This window comes from Burkholderia sp. Ac-20379, from assembly GCF_017104645.1.
Taxonomy (GTDB): domain Bacteria; phylum Pseudomonadota; class Gammaproteobacteria; order Burkholderiales; family Burkholderiaceae; genus Burkholderia.
In genome coordinates this window covers 1-17,490 of the sequence record NZ_JAAGPF010000020.1, presented here as the reverse complement: position 1 = coordinate 17,490, position 17,490 = coordinate 1, and the positions used below count along the sequence as shown (strand labels likewise).

General features: G+C 66.5%; 18 protein-coding genes and 1 riboswitch. Of the genes, 6 read left to right on the top strand and 12 right to left on the bottom strand.

Annotated features, from left to right (window positions below; all coding sequences use genetic code 11):
* Positions 1 to 133: 133 nt before the first annotated feature.
* Positions 134 to 634 (bottom strand): YraN family protein, encoded by a 501-nt coding sequence (locus G3N92_RS04700; protein ID WP_206126290.1) that lies wholly within the window; start codon positions 632 to 634, stop codon positions 134 to 136.
* Here G3N92_RS04700 and rsmI point away from each other — a divergent pair.
* Positions 633 to 1,511: a 16S rRNA (cytidine(1402)-2'-O)-methyltransferase gene (rsmI, locus tag G3N92_RS04695; protein ID WP_206126289.1), complete on the top strand. Its 879-nt coding sequence runs from the start codon at positions 633 to 635 to the stop codon at positions 1,509 to 1,511. The genes G3N92_RS04700 and rsmI overlap by 2 nt on opposite strands.
* Positions 1,512 to 1,641: 130 nt before the next feature.
* On the opposite strand, the gene G3N92_RS04690 is transcribed toward rsmI, so the two are convergent.
* The gene (locus G3N92_RS04690; protein ID WP_206126288.1) at positions 1,642 to 2,259 is read right to left on the bottom strand and encodes a septal ring lytic transglycosylase RlpA family protein; all 618 of its coding nucleotides are present in this window, start codon (positions 2,257 to 2,259) and stop codon (positions 1,642 to 1,644) included.
* A gap of 649 nt (positions 2,260 to 2,908) precedes the next feature.
* Here G3N92_RS04690 and G3N92_RS04685 point away from each other — a divergent pair.
* The 3 genes from G3N92_RS04685 to G3N92_RS04675 all read left to right on the top strand — a co-directional run bounded on the left by G3N92_RS04685 (position 2,909) and on the right by G3N92_RS04675 (position 4,795).
* The gene (locus G3N92_RS04685; protein WP_206126287.1) at positions 2,909 to 3,556 is read left to right on the top strand and encodes an MBL fold metallo-hydrolase; all 648 of its coding nucleotides are present in this window, start codon (positions 2,909 to 2,911) and stop codon (positions 3,554 to 3,556) included.
* Positions 3,553 to 4,173: an exonuclease gene (locus G3N92_RS04680; protein ID WP_206126286.1), complete on the top strand. Its 621-nt coding sequence runs from the start codon at positions 3,553 to 3,555 to the stop codon at positions 4,171 to 4,173. Before G3N92_RS04685 ends, G3N92_RS04680 begins: the two co-directional genes overlap by 4 nt.
* A gap of 163 nt (positions 4,174 to 4,336) precedes the next feature.
* Complete coding sequence (locus G3N92_RS04675; RefSeq protein WP_025101386.1) at positions 4,337 to 4,795, top strand: Lrp/AsnC family transcriptional regulator; 459 nt, start codon at positions 4,337 to 4,339, stop codon at positions 4,793 to 4,795.
* A gap of 25 nt (positions 4,796 to 4,820) precedes the next feature.
* Here the strand turns inward: G3N92_RS04675 and G3N92_RS04670 are convergent, their stop codons facing one another.
* The 3 genes from G3N92_RS04670 to G3N92_RS04660 form a co-directional block, all read right to left on the bottom strand.
* Positions 4,821 to 5,966, bottom strand: a complete 1,146-nt coding sequence (locus tag G3N92_RS04670; protein ID WP_206126285.1) for a cation diffusion facilitator family transporter — start codon at positions 5,964 to 5,966, stop codon at positions 4,821 to 4,823.
* Positions 5,967 to 6,254: 288 nt separating this feature from the next.
* Positions 6,255 to 6,548, bottom strand: coding sequence for an H-NS histone family protein (locus G3N92_RS04665; RefSeq protein WP_206126284.1), 294 nt, complete (start codon positions 6,546 to 6,548; stop codon positions 6,255 to 6,257).
* A 431-nt stretch (positions 6,549 to 6,979) separates the two neighbouring features.
* Complete coding sequence (locus tag G3N92_RS04660; RefSeq protein WP_206126283.1) at positions 6,980 to 7,648, bottom strand: pyridoxamine 5'-phosphate oxidase family protein; 669 nt, start codon at positions 7,646 to 7,648, stop codon at positions 6,980 to 6,982.
* Positions 7,649 to 7,830: 182 nt separating this feature from the next.
* Between G3N92_RS04660 and G3N92_RS04655 the strand changes: the two genes are divergently transcribed.
* Positions 7,831 to 9,036, top strand: coding sequence for an MFS transporter (locus tag G3N92_RS04655; RefSeq protein WP_339385803.1), 1,206 nt, complete (start codon positions 7,831 to 7,833; stop codon positions 9,034 to 9,036).
* A gap of 70 nt (positions 9,037 to 9,106) precedes the next feature.
* On the opposite strand, the gene G3N92_RS04650 is transcribed toward G3N92_RS04655, so the two are convergent.
* Positions 9,107 to 10,249, bottom strand: a complete 1,143-nt coding sequence (locus tag G3N92_RS04650; protein WP_206126282.1) for a branched-chain amino acid ABC transporter substrate-binding protein — start codon at positions 10,247 to 10,249, stop codon at positions 9,107 to 9,109.
* 577 nt (positions 10,250 to 10,826) lie between these two features.
* On the opposite strand from G3N92_RS04650, the gene G3N92_RS04645 reads away from it, so the two are divergent.
* Entirely contained in the window at positions 10,827 to 11,519 is a 693-nt protein-coding gene (locus tag G3N92_RS04645; protein ID WP_206126281.1) for a dienelactone hydrolase family protein, read from the top strand.
* A gap of 171 nt (positions 11,520 to 11,690) precedes the next feature.
* Here G3N92_RS04645 and metF read toward each other — a convergent pair whose 3' ends face one another.
* From metF to flhF, 6 genes are all read right to left on the bottom strand, one after another.
* On the bottom strand, positions 11,691 to 12,521 hold the full coding sequence (gene metF / locus G3N92_RS04640; protein WP_206126280.1) for a methylenetetrahydrofolate reductase [NAD(P)H]: 831 nt from the start codon (positions 12,519 to 12,521) through the stop codon (positions 11,691 to 11,693).
* A gap of 16 nt (positions 12,522 to 12,537) precedes the next feature.
* Entirely contained in the window at positions 12,538 to 12,891 is a 354-nt protein-coding gene (locus G3N92_RS04635) for a phage holin family protein (protein WP_206126279.1), read from the bottom strand.
* A 143-nt stretch (positions 12,892 to 13,034) separates the two neighbouring features.
* Positions 13,035 to 14,453, bottom strand: coding sequence for an adenosylhomocysteinase (ahcY, locus tag G3N92_RS04630; RefSeq protein WP_206126278.1), 1,419 nt, complete (start codon positions 14,451 to 14,453; stop codon positions 13,035 to 13,037).
* A 101-nt stretch (positions 14,454 to 14,554) separates the two neighbouring features.
* Positions 14,555 to 14,622, bottom strand: a riboswitch (S-adenosyl-L-homocysteine riboswitch).
* 110 nt (positions 14,623 to 14,732) lie between these two features.
* A complete protein-coding gene (locus G3N92_RS04625) occupies positions 14,733 to 15,458 on the bottom strand; it encodes an RNA polymerase sigma factor FliA (RefSeq protein ID WP_206126317.1) in 726 nt (241 codons plus the stop codon).
* 61 nt (positions 15,459 to 15,519) lie between these two features.
* Positions 15,520 to 16,332, bottom strand: coding sequence for a MinD/ParA family protein (locus G3N92_RS04620; protein ID WP_206126277.1), 813 nt, complete (start codon positions 16,330 to 16,332; stop codon positions 15,520 to 15,522).
* On the bottom strand, positions 16,325 to 17,490 hold a 1,166-nt coding region (flhF, locus tag G3N92_RS04615), incomplete at its 5' end, for a flagellar biosynthesis protein FlhF (RefSeq protein WP_206126276.1). The genes flhF and G3N92_RS04620, both read right to left, overlap by 8 nt.

Here is a 17,490-nt window from a genome sequence, read left to right as displayed (position 1 = left end):
CGGAAAGAAGCGCGGCGGCAAGCCGCGCGGTAGCGTGGGTGCGGCGAGTTTACCGTACTCCAGGGCCGCCACCGCCGCGTCCTTTACATCTCGACACAAGAACCGGGCGCGAGACACGCGAAGCGCGGGCCGGCTATACGTCGTCGGCGCGAAACGCGTCGCGCAGCCAGACCAGCCGCCCGGCCTCGAACGCCACCACGTCGAAGCGGCACGCGCAGCATCCGCCGAAGCGCGCCCACACCACGTGCGCCGCCGCAACGAGCCGCCGCCGCTTGTGCGGGCCGATGCTGGCGAGCGCGCCACCGTGCCTGCCGTGACGGCGCGCGCGCACTTCGACGAACACCAGCGTGCCGTCGCGCTCGCGCATCACGAGATCAAGCTCGCCGCCGCGCACCACGAGGTTCGCCGCGACGAAGGCCAGTTGCCGGCGTTCGAGAAAGCGCCGCGCCTGCCATTCGAATCGCGCGCCGACGCGCGTCGAACCGGGGCGGCCCGACGCGCCTTCGTCCGCCTCGCCAGCCACTCGATCGGCCGCCGGCCCGCCGCCCATCTCCGGGCGCGGCAGCGCCGCGCGCGCGTGGCACAATGCGTGGCTTGTCCCGCCCGCCGCGCGTTTGCGCATCCGTTCCGCCATGACTTCCCTCCTCGATCTCGCTCAATCGCAGCACTACCCGGCCGGTACGCTCTACGTGGTCGCGACGCCGATCGGCAACACCGCCGACATCACCGTGCGCGCGCTGCACGTGCTCGGGCTGGTGGACCGCATCGCCGCCGAGGACACGCGCAACACGGGCCAGTTGCTCGCCCGCTACGGCATCTCGAAGCCGCTGCTGGCCGTGCACGAGCACAACGAGCGCGAGGCCGCCGGCCGCGTGGTGGAGTTGCTGCGCGCGGGCGAACGCATCGCCTACGTGTCGGACGCCGGCACGCCCGGCATTTCCGATCCGGGCGCGAAGCTGGTGGACGCGGTGCGCGCCGCCGCGCTGCCGGTGGTGCCGCTGCCCGGCGCCAATGCGGCGGCGGCGGCCGTCAGCATCGCCGGCGACTGGGCCGGCCCGTTCACGTTCGCGGGCTTTCTGCCGCCCAAGCCGAAGCAGCGCGCCGCCGCGCTCGAACCGCTGAAGGCGCACCCCTACGCGCTGGTGTTCTACGAAGCGCCGCACCGCATCGTCGAAACCGTCGAAGCGCTGGCGCAGGCGTTCGGCGGCGAGCGCCGGCTGCTGATCGGCCGCGAGCTGACCAAGTTACATGAGGACGTGTTCGTCGGCACCCTGGCCGAAGGGCCAGCATGGCTCGCCGCCGACGCGAATCGCCAGCGCGGCGAATTCGCGCTCGTCGTGCAGGGCGCGCCCGCGCAGACGGGCGACGACGATCCGCACGCGCACGATGCGCTGCTCAAGCTGCTGCTGTCGGAAGTGCCGGTGAAAAGCGCGGCGAAGCTGGCGGCCGCGATGACGGGCGCATCGCGCAACACGCTCTACGCGCGGGCGCTGGAACTGAAGGAAGACTGAGAAAAACCGGACGCAGCGCGAACGCGCGGCGCATCACATCTCGCGGCGTGACCGATGTCACGCCGACTCTGCACATTCTCTGAAACGAACCACAAGCACACCACGGCGCCGGATCTGGCCGGCCCGAGGCTCAGTGCGAGTTGGTGTTCGACGCCACCGTTTCGTCGCGCGCGATACGCGCCTGTTCCGGCGACAAGCCCACGATCTTCACGCGCGCCGTGCCGGCCTTCACCACCCCGATCACCTTGGCTGCCGCGTACGACAGATCGAGCACGCGGCCCCGCGCGAACGGCCCGCGATCGTTGATCTTCACGATCACCGATTTGCCGTTCGACTGGTTGATGACCTTCACGTACGACGACAGCGGCAGCGTGCGGTGCGCGGCGGTCAGCTCGTTCATGTCGAAGCGCTCACCGTTGGCGGTGCGCTTGCCGTGGAAGGCGCGGCCATACCACGAGGCGCGGCCCGTCTGGCGGAAGTCGGACACATCGGCGGCGTCGATCGGCTTCGCATCGGCCAGCGATGCGCGCTTCGCGTCGTCGGTGTCGGTGGCCGGCAGAGTGGCCAGCGCCGAATCGAAATTCGCCTGCTTGCTGTCGTCGTCGGCTGCACCGGCGGAAGCCGTGCGCAGCGCATCCTTCGGGTTGCTGTTGTTGGACGCCTGATCGGCGTTCGGCGGCATGGCGCAACCTGTGAGCGCCACCACCATTGCTACTGAACCGAGTTGCCTCGGCAATCGAAATTTCATCGACGTGTCGCCTATGGGTGCGGGCCGCGCAACTGCTGAAAATGCGGCCCGGACGGATATGCGCGCACGCCCCTGCCCGTTGCGAGCAAGCGGCTTGCACTGGTGCGGCTGTCGTACTTGCCGCGACCGTCCTGATTAGCTTTCACGTCTGGCTCAGCCTATCCCCGGCAGCCTGGCCAGACCCCAAATGCCGCCATCGAACATGACAGACAGTTCGCGCGCGTCGCGTGAGGCCAACGGGCAGGAACGGCGGCATAGGCCTCATCCGGCATGCGGCAGCATGGCCGCGGCGGGCGCGCGTAACGCCCGGCCGGACAAGACGTGAGCACCGATTGATCGGTACCGAGATGCGCCGCCGAGAGAACCGGCGGCTAGTGCTTGACGGCGTATCGGCCCGTTTTGCGGTGCCTGAACGCCTGCTTGAACACGCGGATGACCCGCGCACAATGGGTCGCATTATACATAAACGAAATGAGCCGCCCGAAAATCGGCCTGGCCCCTTGATTGATTCTCACTATGACGCAATCCCGGGCACGGCCGCTGCGGCGGCGAGCCGCAGCCGTTCGGCTTCGGCCGCACGGCCGGCACCGGGCACGCGCGGGCGGACGAGCCAGTACAATCGAGCCTTTCCCGCCTACGCACCAACCCCATGAAAGTCACGTTGATACCGGTCACGCCGTTCCAGCAGAACTGCTCGCTGATCGTCTGCGAAAAAACGGGCCGCGCCGCCGTCGTCGATCCGGGCGGCGATCTCGACGTGATCCGCGGCGAGGTCGAGCGGCAGAACGCCCAGGTCGAGAAAGTGCTCGTCACGCACGGCCACATCGATCACTGCGCCGGTGCGAAGGCGCTCGCCGAGCATTACGGCGTGCCGATCGAAGGGCCGCAGGAAGACGAGCGCTTCTGGATCGAGCAGTTGCCCGCGCAAGGGCAACGCTTCGGCTTCAGCGGCGACGCGCAGGTGTTCGAGCCGAACCGCTGGCTGGTCGACGGCGACACGCTGACGGTTGGCGACGAAACGCTCGAGGTCTATCACTGCCCGGGCCACACGCCCGGTCACGTCGTGTTCTTCAGCCGCGAACACCGGCTCGCGATCGTCGGCGACGTGCTGTTCGCCGGCTCGATCGGCCGCACCGATTTCCCGCGCGGCAATCACGAGGATCTGGTGCGCTCGATCCGCGAAAAGCTCTGGCCGCTCGGCGACGACGTCACGTTCGTGCCCGGCCACGGCCCGGTGTCGACGTTCGGCCAGGAGCGCGAAACCAATCCGTTCGTGTCGGACCGGAGGTTCGGATGAGCGGTGAAATCTATGTGAGCACCGACGTGGAGGCCGACGGCCCGATCCCCGGCCCGCACTCGATGCTGAGCTTCGCCTCGGCCGCCTTCACCGAAGACAAGCAGTTGATCGCCACGTTCTCGGCGAATCTCGAAACGCTGCCGGGCGCGAGCCCGCATCCGGTGCAGGAAGCCTGGTGGAAAACCCAGCCCGAAGCCTGGGCCGCCTGCCGGAAGGATCTGCAGGCGCCCGAGGCGGCGCTGGTCGCCTATGTCGAATGGGTCGAAGCGCTGCCCGGCAAGCCGGTGTTCGTGGCGATGCCGGCCGGCTTCGATTTCACGCACATGTTCTGGTACATGATGCGGTTCGCGGGGCGCTGCCCGTTCTCGTGGTCGGCGCTCGACATCAAGACGCTGGCGTTCGCGCTGACCGGCCTGCCCTATCGCAAGGCGATCAAGCCGCGCTTCCCGAAGCACTGGTTCGACGATCATCCGCACACGCACGTGGCGCTCGACGACGCGATCGAACAGGGCGCGCTGTTCTGCAACATGCTGGCCGACCTGCGCAAGCGGCAAGCCGCGTTCGACCAGGCCGCCGCCGGCGCGGATGCCCCGGCAAGCCCCGGCGCCGGTAACTAGCAAATAGGCCGCGCGCCCAGCGCGGGCCGATGCGGCGGAGCGGCAGAAATCACCCGCTCCGCCGCATCGCGAAGCAAAACTCCCTCGCATCCGCGACATCCATTGCACGAGTTTTCTTGCCCCACTACCATGAGGCGTTCCAGCCGCCCTCCGGGAGACGCAGGTGATACTCGATTCGTTTTCGCAGAAAATCCTTCGCCTGCTGCAACTCGACGCGCGGCGTTCGGTGCAGGAAATCTCGGATCAAGTGGGCCTGTCGAGCACGCCGTGCTGGCGCCGCATCAAGGACATGGAGCAATCGGGGGTGATCCAGCGCTACACGGCGCTGCTCGATCGCGAAAAGCTCGGCCTGCATGTGTGTGCGCTCGCGCACGTGCACCTGACGCGCCACAACGAGGGCGGCGTCGAGCAGTTCGAACGCGAGATCGCCACCTGCCCCGAAGTGACCGAGTGCTACAGCACCACCGGCGAAGCCGATTACATCCTCAAGATCGTCGCGCCCGACATCAAGGCCTACGACGTCTTCCTGCACGAACGGATCTTCAAGATCCCGGCCGTTTCGCAGGTGCGCACGAGCGTCGTGCTGCGCGAAATCAAGTTCGATACGCAATTGCCGCTGTAACGGCAAGCGCGCCGCGATAGCCGGCTCAAGCGCCGCGCTCGTCGCCGGGCAGCGCCCGCGCGATGCCCAGACGCCGCGCGCCGAGCCGCTCGCGCAACGCGGCCGCGTCGATCGGCGCCGGGTCGCCCGCGAGCGTCAGATCGATCTCCAAACCCGTGCTGAGGTAATGCAATTGCATCGATGCGGCGCGCACGCCGAGTTCGCTCAGCGCGGCATGGATGCGTGCCGCCACGTCGCCGCGCGCCGGCAGCGCCAGCGCCGGCCGCCGCCAGACCGCGTCGTTTTCCGGATCGACGTGAATCAGCGCATCGAGCACGCGCGGATCGTCGAGCACGCGGGCGCGCGCCGTCTCCGCGATCCAGTGCCCTTCCGATACCGAGATCATCGGATCGACAAGGATGTGCGCATCCACCAGCGCCGCGTCGCCCATCTTGCGCGTGCGCAATTCGTGCACGCCGCGCACGCCGGGCGTGGCTGCCAGCAGCGCGCGAATCTCGTCGGCGGCCTGGGCGTCGAGCGCGCGATCCGACAGATCCTGCAGCGCGTCCCAGCCGAACGTCCAGCCCATGCGCGCCACCATGAAGCCGACGATGGCCGCCGCGATCGGGTCGAGCAGCTTGACGCCGGCCAGGCTGCCCACGATGCCGATCGCCACCACCAGCGACGACGCCGCATCGGAGCGCGCATGCCACGCATTCGCGACCAGCAACGCCGAACGCACGCGCCGCGCCTCGCGCAGCATGTAGCGGAACAGCGCCTCCTTCGACACCACCACCAATGCGGCCACGGCAAGCGCCACCGCATGCACGGGCGGAATCGCATCGAGATTCACGAGCCGCTCGCCGGCGCGCAACAGCATGCCGATACCCACGGCAATCAGGATCCCGCCCAGTAATAACGACGCGACGGTTTCGTATCGGCTGTGGCCGTAATTGTGATCGGCATCCGGCTTTGCGCCACTATGCCGATTGGCGAACAGCACGATGAAATCCGAGATCAGGTCGGACAGGGAATGCACGCCGTCGGCAATCAAGGCCTGCGAATGCCCGATTACCCCGACTGCGATCTGCAATGCGGCCAGCACCACATTGAGCGCAATGCTGACGCCGGTGCTCTTGCGCGCCACTGCATGCTTTTCGTCATCGGGCGCATCAGCGGTAAATATGGCCATGATTACCAATGCAATCAGTAATTCTTAGATTCCATCAAGCAGACGCTGTCCGTCTGTTGACGCACTTAGGAAAAACCCGGCAAATCAGGCGCTTATGGATCGACGCGAATGCGCGTCGCGCCGCAACGTACCATTAGCCCGGCGATCATGCCGCCAATTGACTAGACATGATGCTTCCCTATTTTTCTCAATAGGTCAACAAAAAGGCCACGCACTCCTTTGACGGAGTGAATGGCCCTTGCTTTTCTTAAGGCAGACTTAAGCCGCCTTAAAGTGCTGCCTCGAGATTCAGATTGCGAATTGCTCGCGATCCTTACCGGCGATCCAACGCGGCGGCTTGCCACGGCCCGACCAGGTCGAACCCGATTCGGGATCGCGGTATTTTGCCGCAACACCGGCGCGAACCCGGCCAGCCTTGACTGCCTTGGCCCGGCTGAGGCCAAGCTCGGCAAGCGAGAAACCGTAATCGGAGATCTTCTGCTTCACATCGTTGAGGACCTCGGCATATTCGCTCGCCTTGGCTTCCTCGATTTGCTTCTCCAGCTTTTCTCGCTGCGCGAGAAGGTCCTTGTAAGAAGACATATATTTCCTTTTCTCTGACTAAACGGAGCCGGTCTGTGCCAGCTAACCCATTTTCATGTATTGATGCCTCGGATTATGGAGCCAGAGGTTAGCACAAAAAGCAAACGTGGGAATCACCGTTCGCGCAAATATGTGTGCAAGATTGTGATTAATCGCCAACGCGCCGGCAGCGTGTTCAACAATTCAATTACCGCTTAAATGATTGACACAATCGATTAGGCAGGAATGGTTCATATATTCATACTTTCAAAGCACGCAACGGGCACGGCTTTTCGATTTAAAAGTTGTCATCGAGCGGGAGGTTGCGATGAAAACTGCATGCGATCGAGTGCACCGAAAAAGTGCGAAAGCTTGCTGGATACTTACTTGGACGGCCCCGGCGGCGAGCAAAAAGATACGTCCGTATTTTTCGGAAATGTCGCAATTCTCTTTCAGGACAACACCAATCCGCTCGCCACGGCATGCAAAGAAGCGCCGAGTTGATCGAAATCGGCGGCCGCCTCGGCAAACGGCGTGCGCCGCAAACGGCCCGCGATTCGCCAGTCGGCGCCATAACGATCCACGCCGGCCAATTCGCATTCGCTGGATTTATTCGGATATAGCGCCCAGGCGGCCTGCTCCTCGTCGAACGACAGCGGCGGCAAGGCGTCGAGTTGCCGGCCATCGAGCCAGCCCATCCGGCCAAAGCCGCCAATGAAACGCAGCCGCTCGCAATCGAGCGCCCAAAACGCAAAATCGCCGAGTTCGAGATAACGCGCCGCATCGGGGTGGTAACGCACATAGCGCGCAGCCAGATGCGGATCGGCATCGACGCGCGCGCAGCGCCCCACCAGCGTCATGCGCTCGGCCTCGAGCACGCCGGCGCCGGCGCCGTCGTCGGAACCATCGGCCACCAGCAGGCCCGCGCGCGGATCCTCGGCAAGGTTGCGCGTGTGCTCGGCCAGCGCGCTGATCAGCACCACCGGGCGGTGGCGCGCGTCGGTCGCATACGGCACGGCGGTGGGATACGGAAAGCCGGCCGGCTCGCGCGCCTGGGTCGCGAGTGTGGCGCTCTGCCGGCGATGCAGCAGATGAATCGGCAAGTCGGCGGAAATATTCATGCGGCTCCCTGGGGCAAGCGCGCCGCGCGGGGTCGCGCAGCCGCCACGACGCTCCGCTAGAATCGGACGCTTGCGCGCATTGTCGCCCATCGCCCGCGCCGGGCGCATCCGCGCCATTCAAAAACAACCCGATCCGTGCGAGCCGGCCGTCCAGCGCCGCGCCGCGCGCTGCCGAGCTCACCGTGTCCGACCATTCCTCCCGGCTTCCGCCGCTGCCCGCCGCCCATCGCGATCTCACCGATTCCGCCCGCCGCCGCGCGCGCGCGGCCACCATGGCGCTGTTTTTCGTCGCCGGCATGATGTACGCGTCGTGGGGGGTGCACGTGCCGACCGTGCGCGACCGCTTCGCGCTGAGCCCGGCGATGCTGTCGCTGGCGCTGCTCGCGGTGGCGATCGGCTCGATCGTCGCGATGACGACCAACGCGAAATGGATCGCGCGCGTCGGCACGCGCAGCGCCTGCCTGGCCGGCGGGCTCGGCATGTGCGTGTTCGGCGCGCTGATCCTGCTCGCGCCGACCTACCCGCTGCTGGTGCTCGTGCTGATGCTGTTCGGCTTTTCGATGGCGACGCTCGACGTTGCGATGAACGCCGAGGCGAGCGCCGTCGAAATCGCGTTCGGCCGGCCGATCATCTCGATGCTGCACGGCATGTTCAGCATCGGCGGGATGGCGGGCGCCGCGCTCGGCGGCGCGGCGCTGTCGGCCGGCATGACGCCGGCCGTGCATCTGGCGCTGGCCTCGGCCATGTGCGCGGTGGTGCTGATCGTCGCGTGCCCGGCCGTGCTGCCGCATGTGCCGCACGACGAAGCGGCGCACGGCAAATCGGCGAACCGCTGGCGCTCGACGGCGCTCTGGATGCTCGGCGCGATCGCGCTGGTGTCGCTGATCGCCGAGGGCGCGATGTACGACTGGGCCACCGTCTACATGCGCGACGTGGTGGCCGCCACGCCGGCGTTCGCGAGCGCGGCCTACGCGGCGTTCTCGGGCGGCATGGCCGTCGGCCGGTTCGCGGGCGACGTGGTGCGTTCGCGCTTCGGCGCGCCGCAACTGGTGTTCGCGAGCGCGAGCTTCGCCTGCGCGGGGATGGTCGGCGCGCTGCTGCTGCCGCAACCGGCGCCCGCCCTGATCGGCTTCATGATGATGGGCCTCGGCCTCGCCAACATGATGCCGCTGCTGTTCGCCGCCGCCGCGCGCGTGGCCGGCATCTCGCCGGCCGAGGGCCTGGCGCACGTCGCGGGCCTCGCCTATTTCGGGCTGATGTTCGGGCCGGTGGTGATCGGCGGCGTCGCGCAGGCGGCCGGCCTCACCGTCGGCCTGTGGATCGTGGCGCTCTGCGCGGCGATCGTCGCCGCGACCGCGCCGAAGGTGATGCGCAAGCTGAACGTCTGACACGCCCGCCCCAAAAAGAAAAGGCGCCCGTCTTGCGACGGGCGCCCTTTACCCCCTCTGTGACCGCAGCTTACATCTTGACCTGGTCGAGGAACGTCTTCTTGCCGCTCTTGTAGTCGTACAGCGAGATCACGCCGTGCTTCAGGTCGCCCTTCGAGTCGAACACGGTTTCACCGATCACGCCCTTGTAGTCCGTCGTCGGCATTTGCGCGAGGATCTTCGCTGCGTCCACCGAGTTCGCACGCTTCATCGCGTCGACGATGATGTACACGGCGTCATACGTGAACGGCGAGTAGATCTGGATCGGCTGGCCGAAACGCTTCTGGTACTTGGCTTGGAATTCCGCGCCGCCCGGCATCTTTTCGAGCGCCGCGCCGGCTTGCGAGCAGACCACGTTCGCCGATGCATCGCCAGCCAGATCCGACAGCTGTTCCGTACACACGCCGTCGCCGGCCAGGATCTTCGCGCGCAGGCCGAGCTGCTTGGCTTGCTTGGCGAACGGGCCGCCGGTGGCGTCCATGCCGCCGTACATGATCGCGTCCGGATTCTCACCCTTGATCTTGGTCAGAATTGCGCGGAAGTCGACAGCCTTGTCGTTGGTGGCGTCGTGCGAGAGCACCTTCAGGCCGAGGGCCTTGGCCTTCTTCTCGAACTCGTTCGCCAGACCTTGACCGTAAGCGGTCGAGTCGTCGACCACGGCCACCGACTTGTAGCCCTTCGACTGTGCGTAGTTCGCCAGTGCCGGACCTTGTTGCGCATCGGTCGCGACGACGCGGTACGCCGTCTTGAAGCCTTGCTGCGTGTAGGCCGGGTTGGTTGCCGACGGCGAGATCTGAACGATGCCTGCATCGCTGTAGATCTTCGATGCGGGGATCGTGGTGCCCGAGTTCAAGTGGCCGACGACCGCGACGACCTTGTCGTCGACGAGCTTCTGCGCAACCTGCGTGGCGGTACGCGGGTCGGCCGCGTCATCCTGTGCATCGAGCTGGAGGGTGATCTTCTGGCCGCCGATCGTGAGGCCCTTCGCGTTGATTTCTTCAACCGCGAGGCGGGCGCCGTTCTCGTTGTCCTTGCCGAGGTGGGCGATGCCGCCCGTCAACGGTGCGACGTGGCCGATCTTGACGACCTGGTCAGCCGATGCGTTCGTCGCGAACGCCGCAAACACCATCGCCGCCGCGCTGATCGGCAACAGCTTTTGCATCTTGATAGTCATGGAAGTCTCCAGTTTCGATCCAAAAAATGCCATCGCCGGTTCCCCGCTCCATCCCCGGTGTATCCACCATTGGAGTTTCGCCGGCCGCATCTGTCATGCACGTGGCTGCAAGCACGCGAGTTGGACGCTTTTAACGGCCGCACCGCAGTACTTGCGCGCAAGTGTAGGTGATCAAATTAATTTGTGGGATCTTTTTGAAGTAGTGGGAACACTACCGATGTCGTATGCCGGCGACAGCCTGTATGGCAGCGCGAAAAGCCTTGATGGGTAAGGGTTTCCGCTAATTCATCCGGGACCATGAAGGGTTGGTTTATTCACCTGTTTCACGCTGCGGATAATGTTGAGGATCAATGACTTCCGGCGAAAACAATTCAATGTCGCGCAACCCGGCGCGCCGCTTCGCATACCACGCGCGTGCTTCGCATCGATGTCGCGCGGGCACGCCGAATGCGCGCGCAGGACACACTTGTTTACCGTCCGCTGACGCGCTGCAGCGAAGCGCGAACGATGGCACACTGACGCCGCCCTTTTTCATCGCGGGCGCGCCGCCTCGCGCGCCCCTTGTCTGGAGACCAGCATGACCTCGCAATGGATCGACATCCCCACCGGTAACGAAACGTTCGGCGGCTACCTCGCACTGCCGAAGGGCGGCAAGGGCCCGGCCGTCGTGATCATTCAGGAGATCTTCGGCGTCAACAGCCATATCCGTTCGGTTGCCGATCAATATGCCGCGGCAGGCTACGTGGCGCTCGCGCCGGACGTGTTCTGGCGCACCCAGCCGCGCGTCGAGCTCGGCTACGAAGGCGCCGATCGCGACAAGGGCATCGAGCTGCTGCAGAAGACGGACGTTCATCAGGCCGCGGCCGATATCGCCGCCGCCGCGGCCGCGCTGCGCGCGCGCCCCGAAGTCGACGGCAAGATCGCCGGCATCGGCTACTGCTTCGGCGGCCGGCTCGCGTATCTGGCGGCGGCGTCGGGCGCGTTCGACGTGGCCGTGTCGTATTACGGCGGCGGCATCCAGAATCACCTCGACGTGGCCAACCACGTGACGCAGCCGATCCAGTTCCACTACGCCGGCCTCGACCACGGCATTTCGCCGGAGCAGGTGTCGCAGGTGCAGGCCGCGTTCGCGGGCCGCCCGCACGCCGAGTTCCATCTGTACCCGGACGCCGACCACGGCTTCAACTGCAACGTGCGCGCGTCGTACAACCAGCGCGCCGCGGCCTTGGCGCATGGCCGCACGCTGCAGTTCCTGGCTGAAAACCTGTAATGGCCAGGCTCAGGCCGGTTGCGTCGGCCAGATGACGAGAAGCCCGAGGCCATGCGCCTCGGGCTTTTTTATTCGTGATTCGCGACCAGCGGGGCGGGGCCCCACCCACAAAAAAACGGACCCCGAAAGGTCCGTTTTTTCATCCGGCGGCAACAACCCGCACCGTGCCGCTCAAAACCCGAGCCGCTCGCAGATCACCCGCGTCGGCGTGGCCAGGTTCAGCGTGTAGAAATGCAGCCCCGGCACGCCGGCCTTGATCAGCCGCTCGCACATCGCGGTGATCACGTCGGCGCCGAACGCGCGGATCGACTCGCGATCGTCGTGGTAGCTCTCGAGCCGGCGCGCGATCCAGCGCGGCACTTCCGCGCCGCACATCTCCGAGAAGCGCATCAGCTGCGTGTAGTTCGTGATCGGCATGATGCCCGGCACGATCGGCACGTCCACGCCGAGCTTCGCGGCATCCTCGACGAAACGGAAATACGCGTCCGCGTTGAAGAAATACTGCGTGATGGCCGAGTTCGCGCCGGCCTTCACCTTGGCGGCGAAGTGCTGCAGGTCGAGCTTCGGCGAACGCGCTTGCGGATGGTATTCCGGGTACGCGGCCACTTCGAGCCAGAACCAGTCGCCGTGTTCGGCGCGGATGAAGCTGACGAGCTCGGACGCATAGCGCAGCTCGCCCACTTCGCCCATGCCGGACGGCAGATCGCCGCGCAGCGCAACGATGTGGCGGATGCCGTGCGAGCGGTATTGCTCGAGGATCGCGCGCAGGCTGTCCTTCGACGAACCGATGCACGACAGGTGCGGAGCGGCCTCGAGGCCGTCCTTCTGCATGTCGAGCACGGTGTCGAGCGTGCCTTGCTGCGTCGAGCCGCCGGCGCCGAACGTCACGGAGACGAACTTCGGCTTGAGCGGCAGGAGTTGCGCACGCGTGGCGCGCAGCTTGTCGACGCCTTCCGCCGTTTTCGGCGGAAAGAATTCGAGGGAAAGTTCGATCGGTTTCATGATTCGGTGAATCCGCTCAGCCCAGATTGCGCTGGCCGAAGATCAGGGCGGACAGGAGCCACGACACGATGCTGTACAGGATCGATCCGAAGAACGCCGACCAGAACCCCGACACCTCGAAGCCCTTCAGCAGCGACGACGCGAACCAGAAACAGAGCGCGTTGACCACCAGAATGAAGATGCCGAGCGTGAGGATCGTGACGGGCAGCGTCAACAGGATCAGCACCGGGCGCAGGATCGTGTTGATCAGGCCGAGCACCACCGCGACGATCAGCGCCGTCCCGAAGCTCTTGATGTGGATCGAGGGCACCAGGTACGTGATGATCAGCAGCGCCAGGGCGTTGATGATCCAGGTCAGGATGACGGACATGAGAGGCTCCTAGTACAGACACGAACCGGGCCGCTCGTGCGGCCCGGCCGGGCCGCGTCGAGCGGCCCGCGCGATGCGCGGCGCGCAGCCCCGCGAGGAGCGCCGCGCCGCACCCTGACCCGGCCCGCAGGCCGGGCTGGCGATCAATAACGGTAGTGGTTCGGCTTGAACGGGCCTTCCTGCGACACGCCGATGTACGACGCCTGCTCCGGCGACAGCACCGTCAGGTTCGCGCCGATGCGCTCGAGGTGCAGACGCGCGACCTTCTCGTCCAGATGCTTCGGCAGCACGTACACCTTGTTCTCGTACTGCTCGCCGCGCACGAACAGTTCGATCTGCGCGAGCGTCTGGTTGGCGAACGAGTTCGACATCACGAACGACGGGTGGCCCGTCGCGCAGCCGAGGTTGACCAGGCGGCCTTCGGCCAGCAGGATCACGCGCTTGCCGTCCGGGAAGATGATGTGGTCGACCTGCGGCTTGATGTTTTCCCACTGGTACTTGCGGGTCGACGCGATGTCGATTTCCGAATCGAAGTGACCGATGTTGCAGACGATCGCGTTGTGGCGCATCGCCGCCATGTGATCGTGACCGATCACGTGGAAGTTGCCGGTGGCCGTCACGAAGATGTCGGCCTTGTCGGCGGCGTATTCCATCGTCACGACGCGGTAGCCTTCCATCGCCGCCTGCAGCGCGCAGATCGGATCGATTTCCGTGACCCACACCGTGGCGCCGAGGCCGCGCAGCGATTGCGCGCAACCCTTGCCCACGTCGCCGTAGCCGGCCACGACCGCGATCTTGCCCGCGATCATCACGTCGGTCGCGCGCTTGATGCCGTCGACCAGCGATTCGCGGCAGCCGTACAGGTTGTCGAACTTCGACTTGGTGACCGAATCGTTGACGTTGAACGCCGGGAACGGCAGGCGGCCGTCCTTTTCCATCTGGTACAGGCGGTGCACGCCGGTGGTGGTTTCTTCCGTCACGCCCTTGATGTGCGCGAGGCGCGTCGAGTACCAGGTCGGATCGGCGTCGAGGTGCGCGGCGATCGACTTGTACAGCGCGACTTCTTCCTCGTTGGTCGGCTTGGCGATCACCGAACGATCCTTCTCGGCCTTCGCGCCCAGGATCAGCAGCAACGTGGCGTCGCCGCCGTCGTCGAGGATCATGTTGGCGAATTCGCCGTTCGGCCATTCGAAGATGCGGTGCGAGAACTCCCAGTATTCGTCGAGCGATTCGCCCTTGAACGCGAACACCGGCACGCCGGCTTCGACGATGGCCGCGGCCGCGTGATCCTGCGTCGAGAAGATGTTGCACGAGGCCCAGCGCACATCGGCGCCGAGCGCCTTCAGCGTCTCGATCAGCACGCCCGTCTGGATCGTCATGTGCAGCGAACCGGCGATGCGCGCGCCCTTCAGCGGCTGCGAGGCCTTGTTCTCGTCGCGGATCTGCATCAGGCCGGGCATTTCCGTCTCGGCGATGGTCAGTTCCTTGCGGCCCCACGAGGCCAGCGACATGTCGGCGACGAGGTAATCGTTGGAAGCTTGCGAGTTGATAACGGCGTTCATCACGCCCTCCTTTCTTGATGGATCAAAGATTGGTGACGTGAGCGCCGTTCAAGGAGCGGCTCGCTGGCCGGGGGATTGTCGGGGACGGATCCGCCGGGCGGTGCGGGCCGCGCGGTGAAGATTTCCGAGCCTGGCGGGCAGGACGCCCGTCGCAACGCTCCTCGGAAACGAGCACGGATTGTAGCAAACAGTCGTGAACAATTCCCACACGCATCGCGCGGGATTCGGCGGCGGCGGCGAGCGGCAGGCGGGCACGCGCCTGCGGGCGCCGCGCGGCGCTCAGTGTTCGGCGCCGACCCAGGCCTGCTCGCGCAGGCGCGCACGCAGACGCGCGACGGCCTGGCTGTGCAACTGGCACACGCGCGATTCGCTGACCTCCAGCACCGCGCCGATTTCGCGCAGGTTCAGGCCGCGCTCGTAATACAGCGACATCAGCAGCTTCTCGCGCTCGGGCAGGCGGTCGATCGCCTCGACCAGCGCGGCGCGCAGATGCTCGTCGAGCAGCGCCGACAGCGGATCCGAATGATCCACGCGGTAGCGGTCGAGGAACGGCTCGTCGTCGGCGGAGCGATCGAAATCCTCGTAATAGATCAGCTGGCTGCCATGCAGATCCTGCAGCATCGATTGATATTCGCCGAGCGGCATCTCCAGATGCGTGGCGATCTCGGTTTCGTTGGCCGGCCGGCCGAGCTGCTGCTCGACGCGGTGCACGGCCTGCTCCACCTCGCGCGAGGTCTTGCGCAGGCTGCGCGGCAGCCAGTCGTTGCTGCGCAGCTCGTCGAGCATCGCGCCGCGGATGCGCTGCGTCGCGTAGGTTTCGAACTGCGCGCCCTGATCTTCCTTGTAGCGGCTGGCCGCATCGAGCAGGCCGATCATGCCGGCCTGGATCAGGTCGTCGAGATCGACGCTGGCCGGCATCTTCGCGACCAGTTGCAGGCCGAGGCGGCGCACCAGCGGCGCGTATTTCGCGAGCACCTCGGCTTGCCCCATCCCGGCCTCGGCCATCGCCGACGTGGACAGTTTTCCTTGAGCGTTGTACATCGGCTCTCTCCTGATAGCCCTTGGGTCAGGCGGCTTGCGCCGCACCCCGTTCGACGGCCTGCGCGCCGGCGAACGCGCGGCCGACGGCCGGCGCCGAGCGCATCGGCCAGTACAGCAGATCCGACGCGATCTGCCGGTAGTCGCGCGCGGCCGCGGCCGACGGGAACGCGTCCACCACCGTGTGCACCAGTTCGCGGGCGCGCGTGACGAGCGGATCGGCGCTGACGTAGCCGCCCTCCTCCAGCGCGACCGTCAGGTAGCGCCCCGCCACGCCGGCCAGGTTTTCGTAGGCGGCGCGCGCGTCGGCTTCGCTCTGCACGTGGTTGATCAGCACGCGGAACTGCGCGAGCGCGTGCGCGTAGTGCAGGCGCTTCATGCAGGCATAGGCTTCGGTGATCGCCGAGCCGGCCACCCGCGTGACGATCAGCACGTCGTGCGCGGCGCGCGCAAGCGCCGACAGCGCGCCGTTCGCGTCGCGCTGGGCGTCCACCAGCACGATGTCCGCCGCGCCGTCGAGATAGGCGGCGAGGCGCTCGTCGTCGTAGCCGTCGCGGGCCAGATCGGCCGCCACGCACAGCGAGAAACCCGCTTCGTGACGCACCGTGGTGCCGGTGCGCAGCCACGCGCCGGCCAGCGTCGCGGTGGCGGAGCCCACGTCCGAGCGCTCGTCGACCACCAGCACGTCCTTGCCGAGCGCGGCCAGCGCGGCGGCCAGATTGACGACCGCCGAGGTGCAGCCGACGCCCGACGGGCCGCCGGTGACCGCAACGATCCGGGTGGCGCGGCCGGCCAGCAGGCGCCGCAATCCTTCGGCCTGATCGGTGATGCGCTTATCCAAAGTAGACCTCGTGTTGTCCGGCGCCCGGGCGGCCGGCCAGAGCCGACAGCATGCCGGGCAGTTCGTCGTCGTGCGGCACGAACGGCGAGCCGTCGCGCGGCACGCAGAACGCGCTCTTGAGCAGGAACTTGCGGGTGGCGACGTACAGGTTCTCCGGCACTTTCTGGCCGGTCGACACGTAGTGCACCGGCAGTTGGTAGCGGATCACCGTGTCGAGCACGCTGCCGAGGTTGGTGGCCTCGTCGAGCTTGGTCAGGATGCAGCCGGCCAGATCGGTCTGACCCGCGCCGCGGTAGGCCTGCACCACTTCGTTGAGCGTGTCGCCGTGGCTGGTCGCCGACATCAGCAGCAGGCGCTGCACGCGCGAATCGGCGCCTTGCAGCATCGCGATCTGGTCGGACACGGTGCGGTCGCGCTGGCTCATGCCGATCGTGTCGATCAGCACGATGTGCTTGTTGCGCAGTTCCGACAGCGCCAGTTGCAGATCGCCGCCGTCCTTCACCGCATGCACCGGCACGCCGAGGATCCGGCCGAAGATGCGCAGTTGCTCGTGGCCGCCGATCCGGTAGCTGTCGGTGGTCAGCAGCGCGACCTTGCTCGCGCCGAAGCGCATCACGCAGCGCGCGGCGAGCTTGGCGGTGGTGGTGGTCTTGCCCACGCCGGTCGGGCCCATCAGCGCGAACACGCCGCCGCGCTCCATCAGCGCATCCTCGCTGTCGAGCACCGGCAGGTTGCCGGCCAGCACCGTCTCGGCCCATTCGCAGGCGCCTTCGAAGCTGCCCGCCGACACGTCGGCCGGCAGGTTGTCGACCACGGTGCGCACCAGTTGCGCCGAGAAGCCGGCCGAGAACAGGCGCTTGGTCAGCGCGCCGTGCAGCGGGCTGCGGCGCTGGCGATCGCCCCACACGAGGCCCGCGAACTGCTCTTCCATCATGCCGCGCATCGCCGACAGCTCGTTCATCACCGTCTCGTTGACGATCCGCTCGATACGCGCATTGACTTCGTCGGCGATCGAGGCGGCCGGCGTGTGGGTGCCGCGCACCACGCGCTCGGCGAGCTTGGCGACGGCCGGCGACATCGCCGGGGCGGCCGGGCGTTGCGGCGGCTCCACGCGGGCCGCGACGTTGCGCACGATGTCGCGCGTCCATTCGGGCGTCG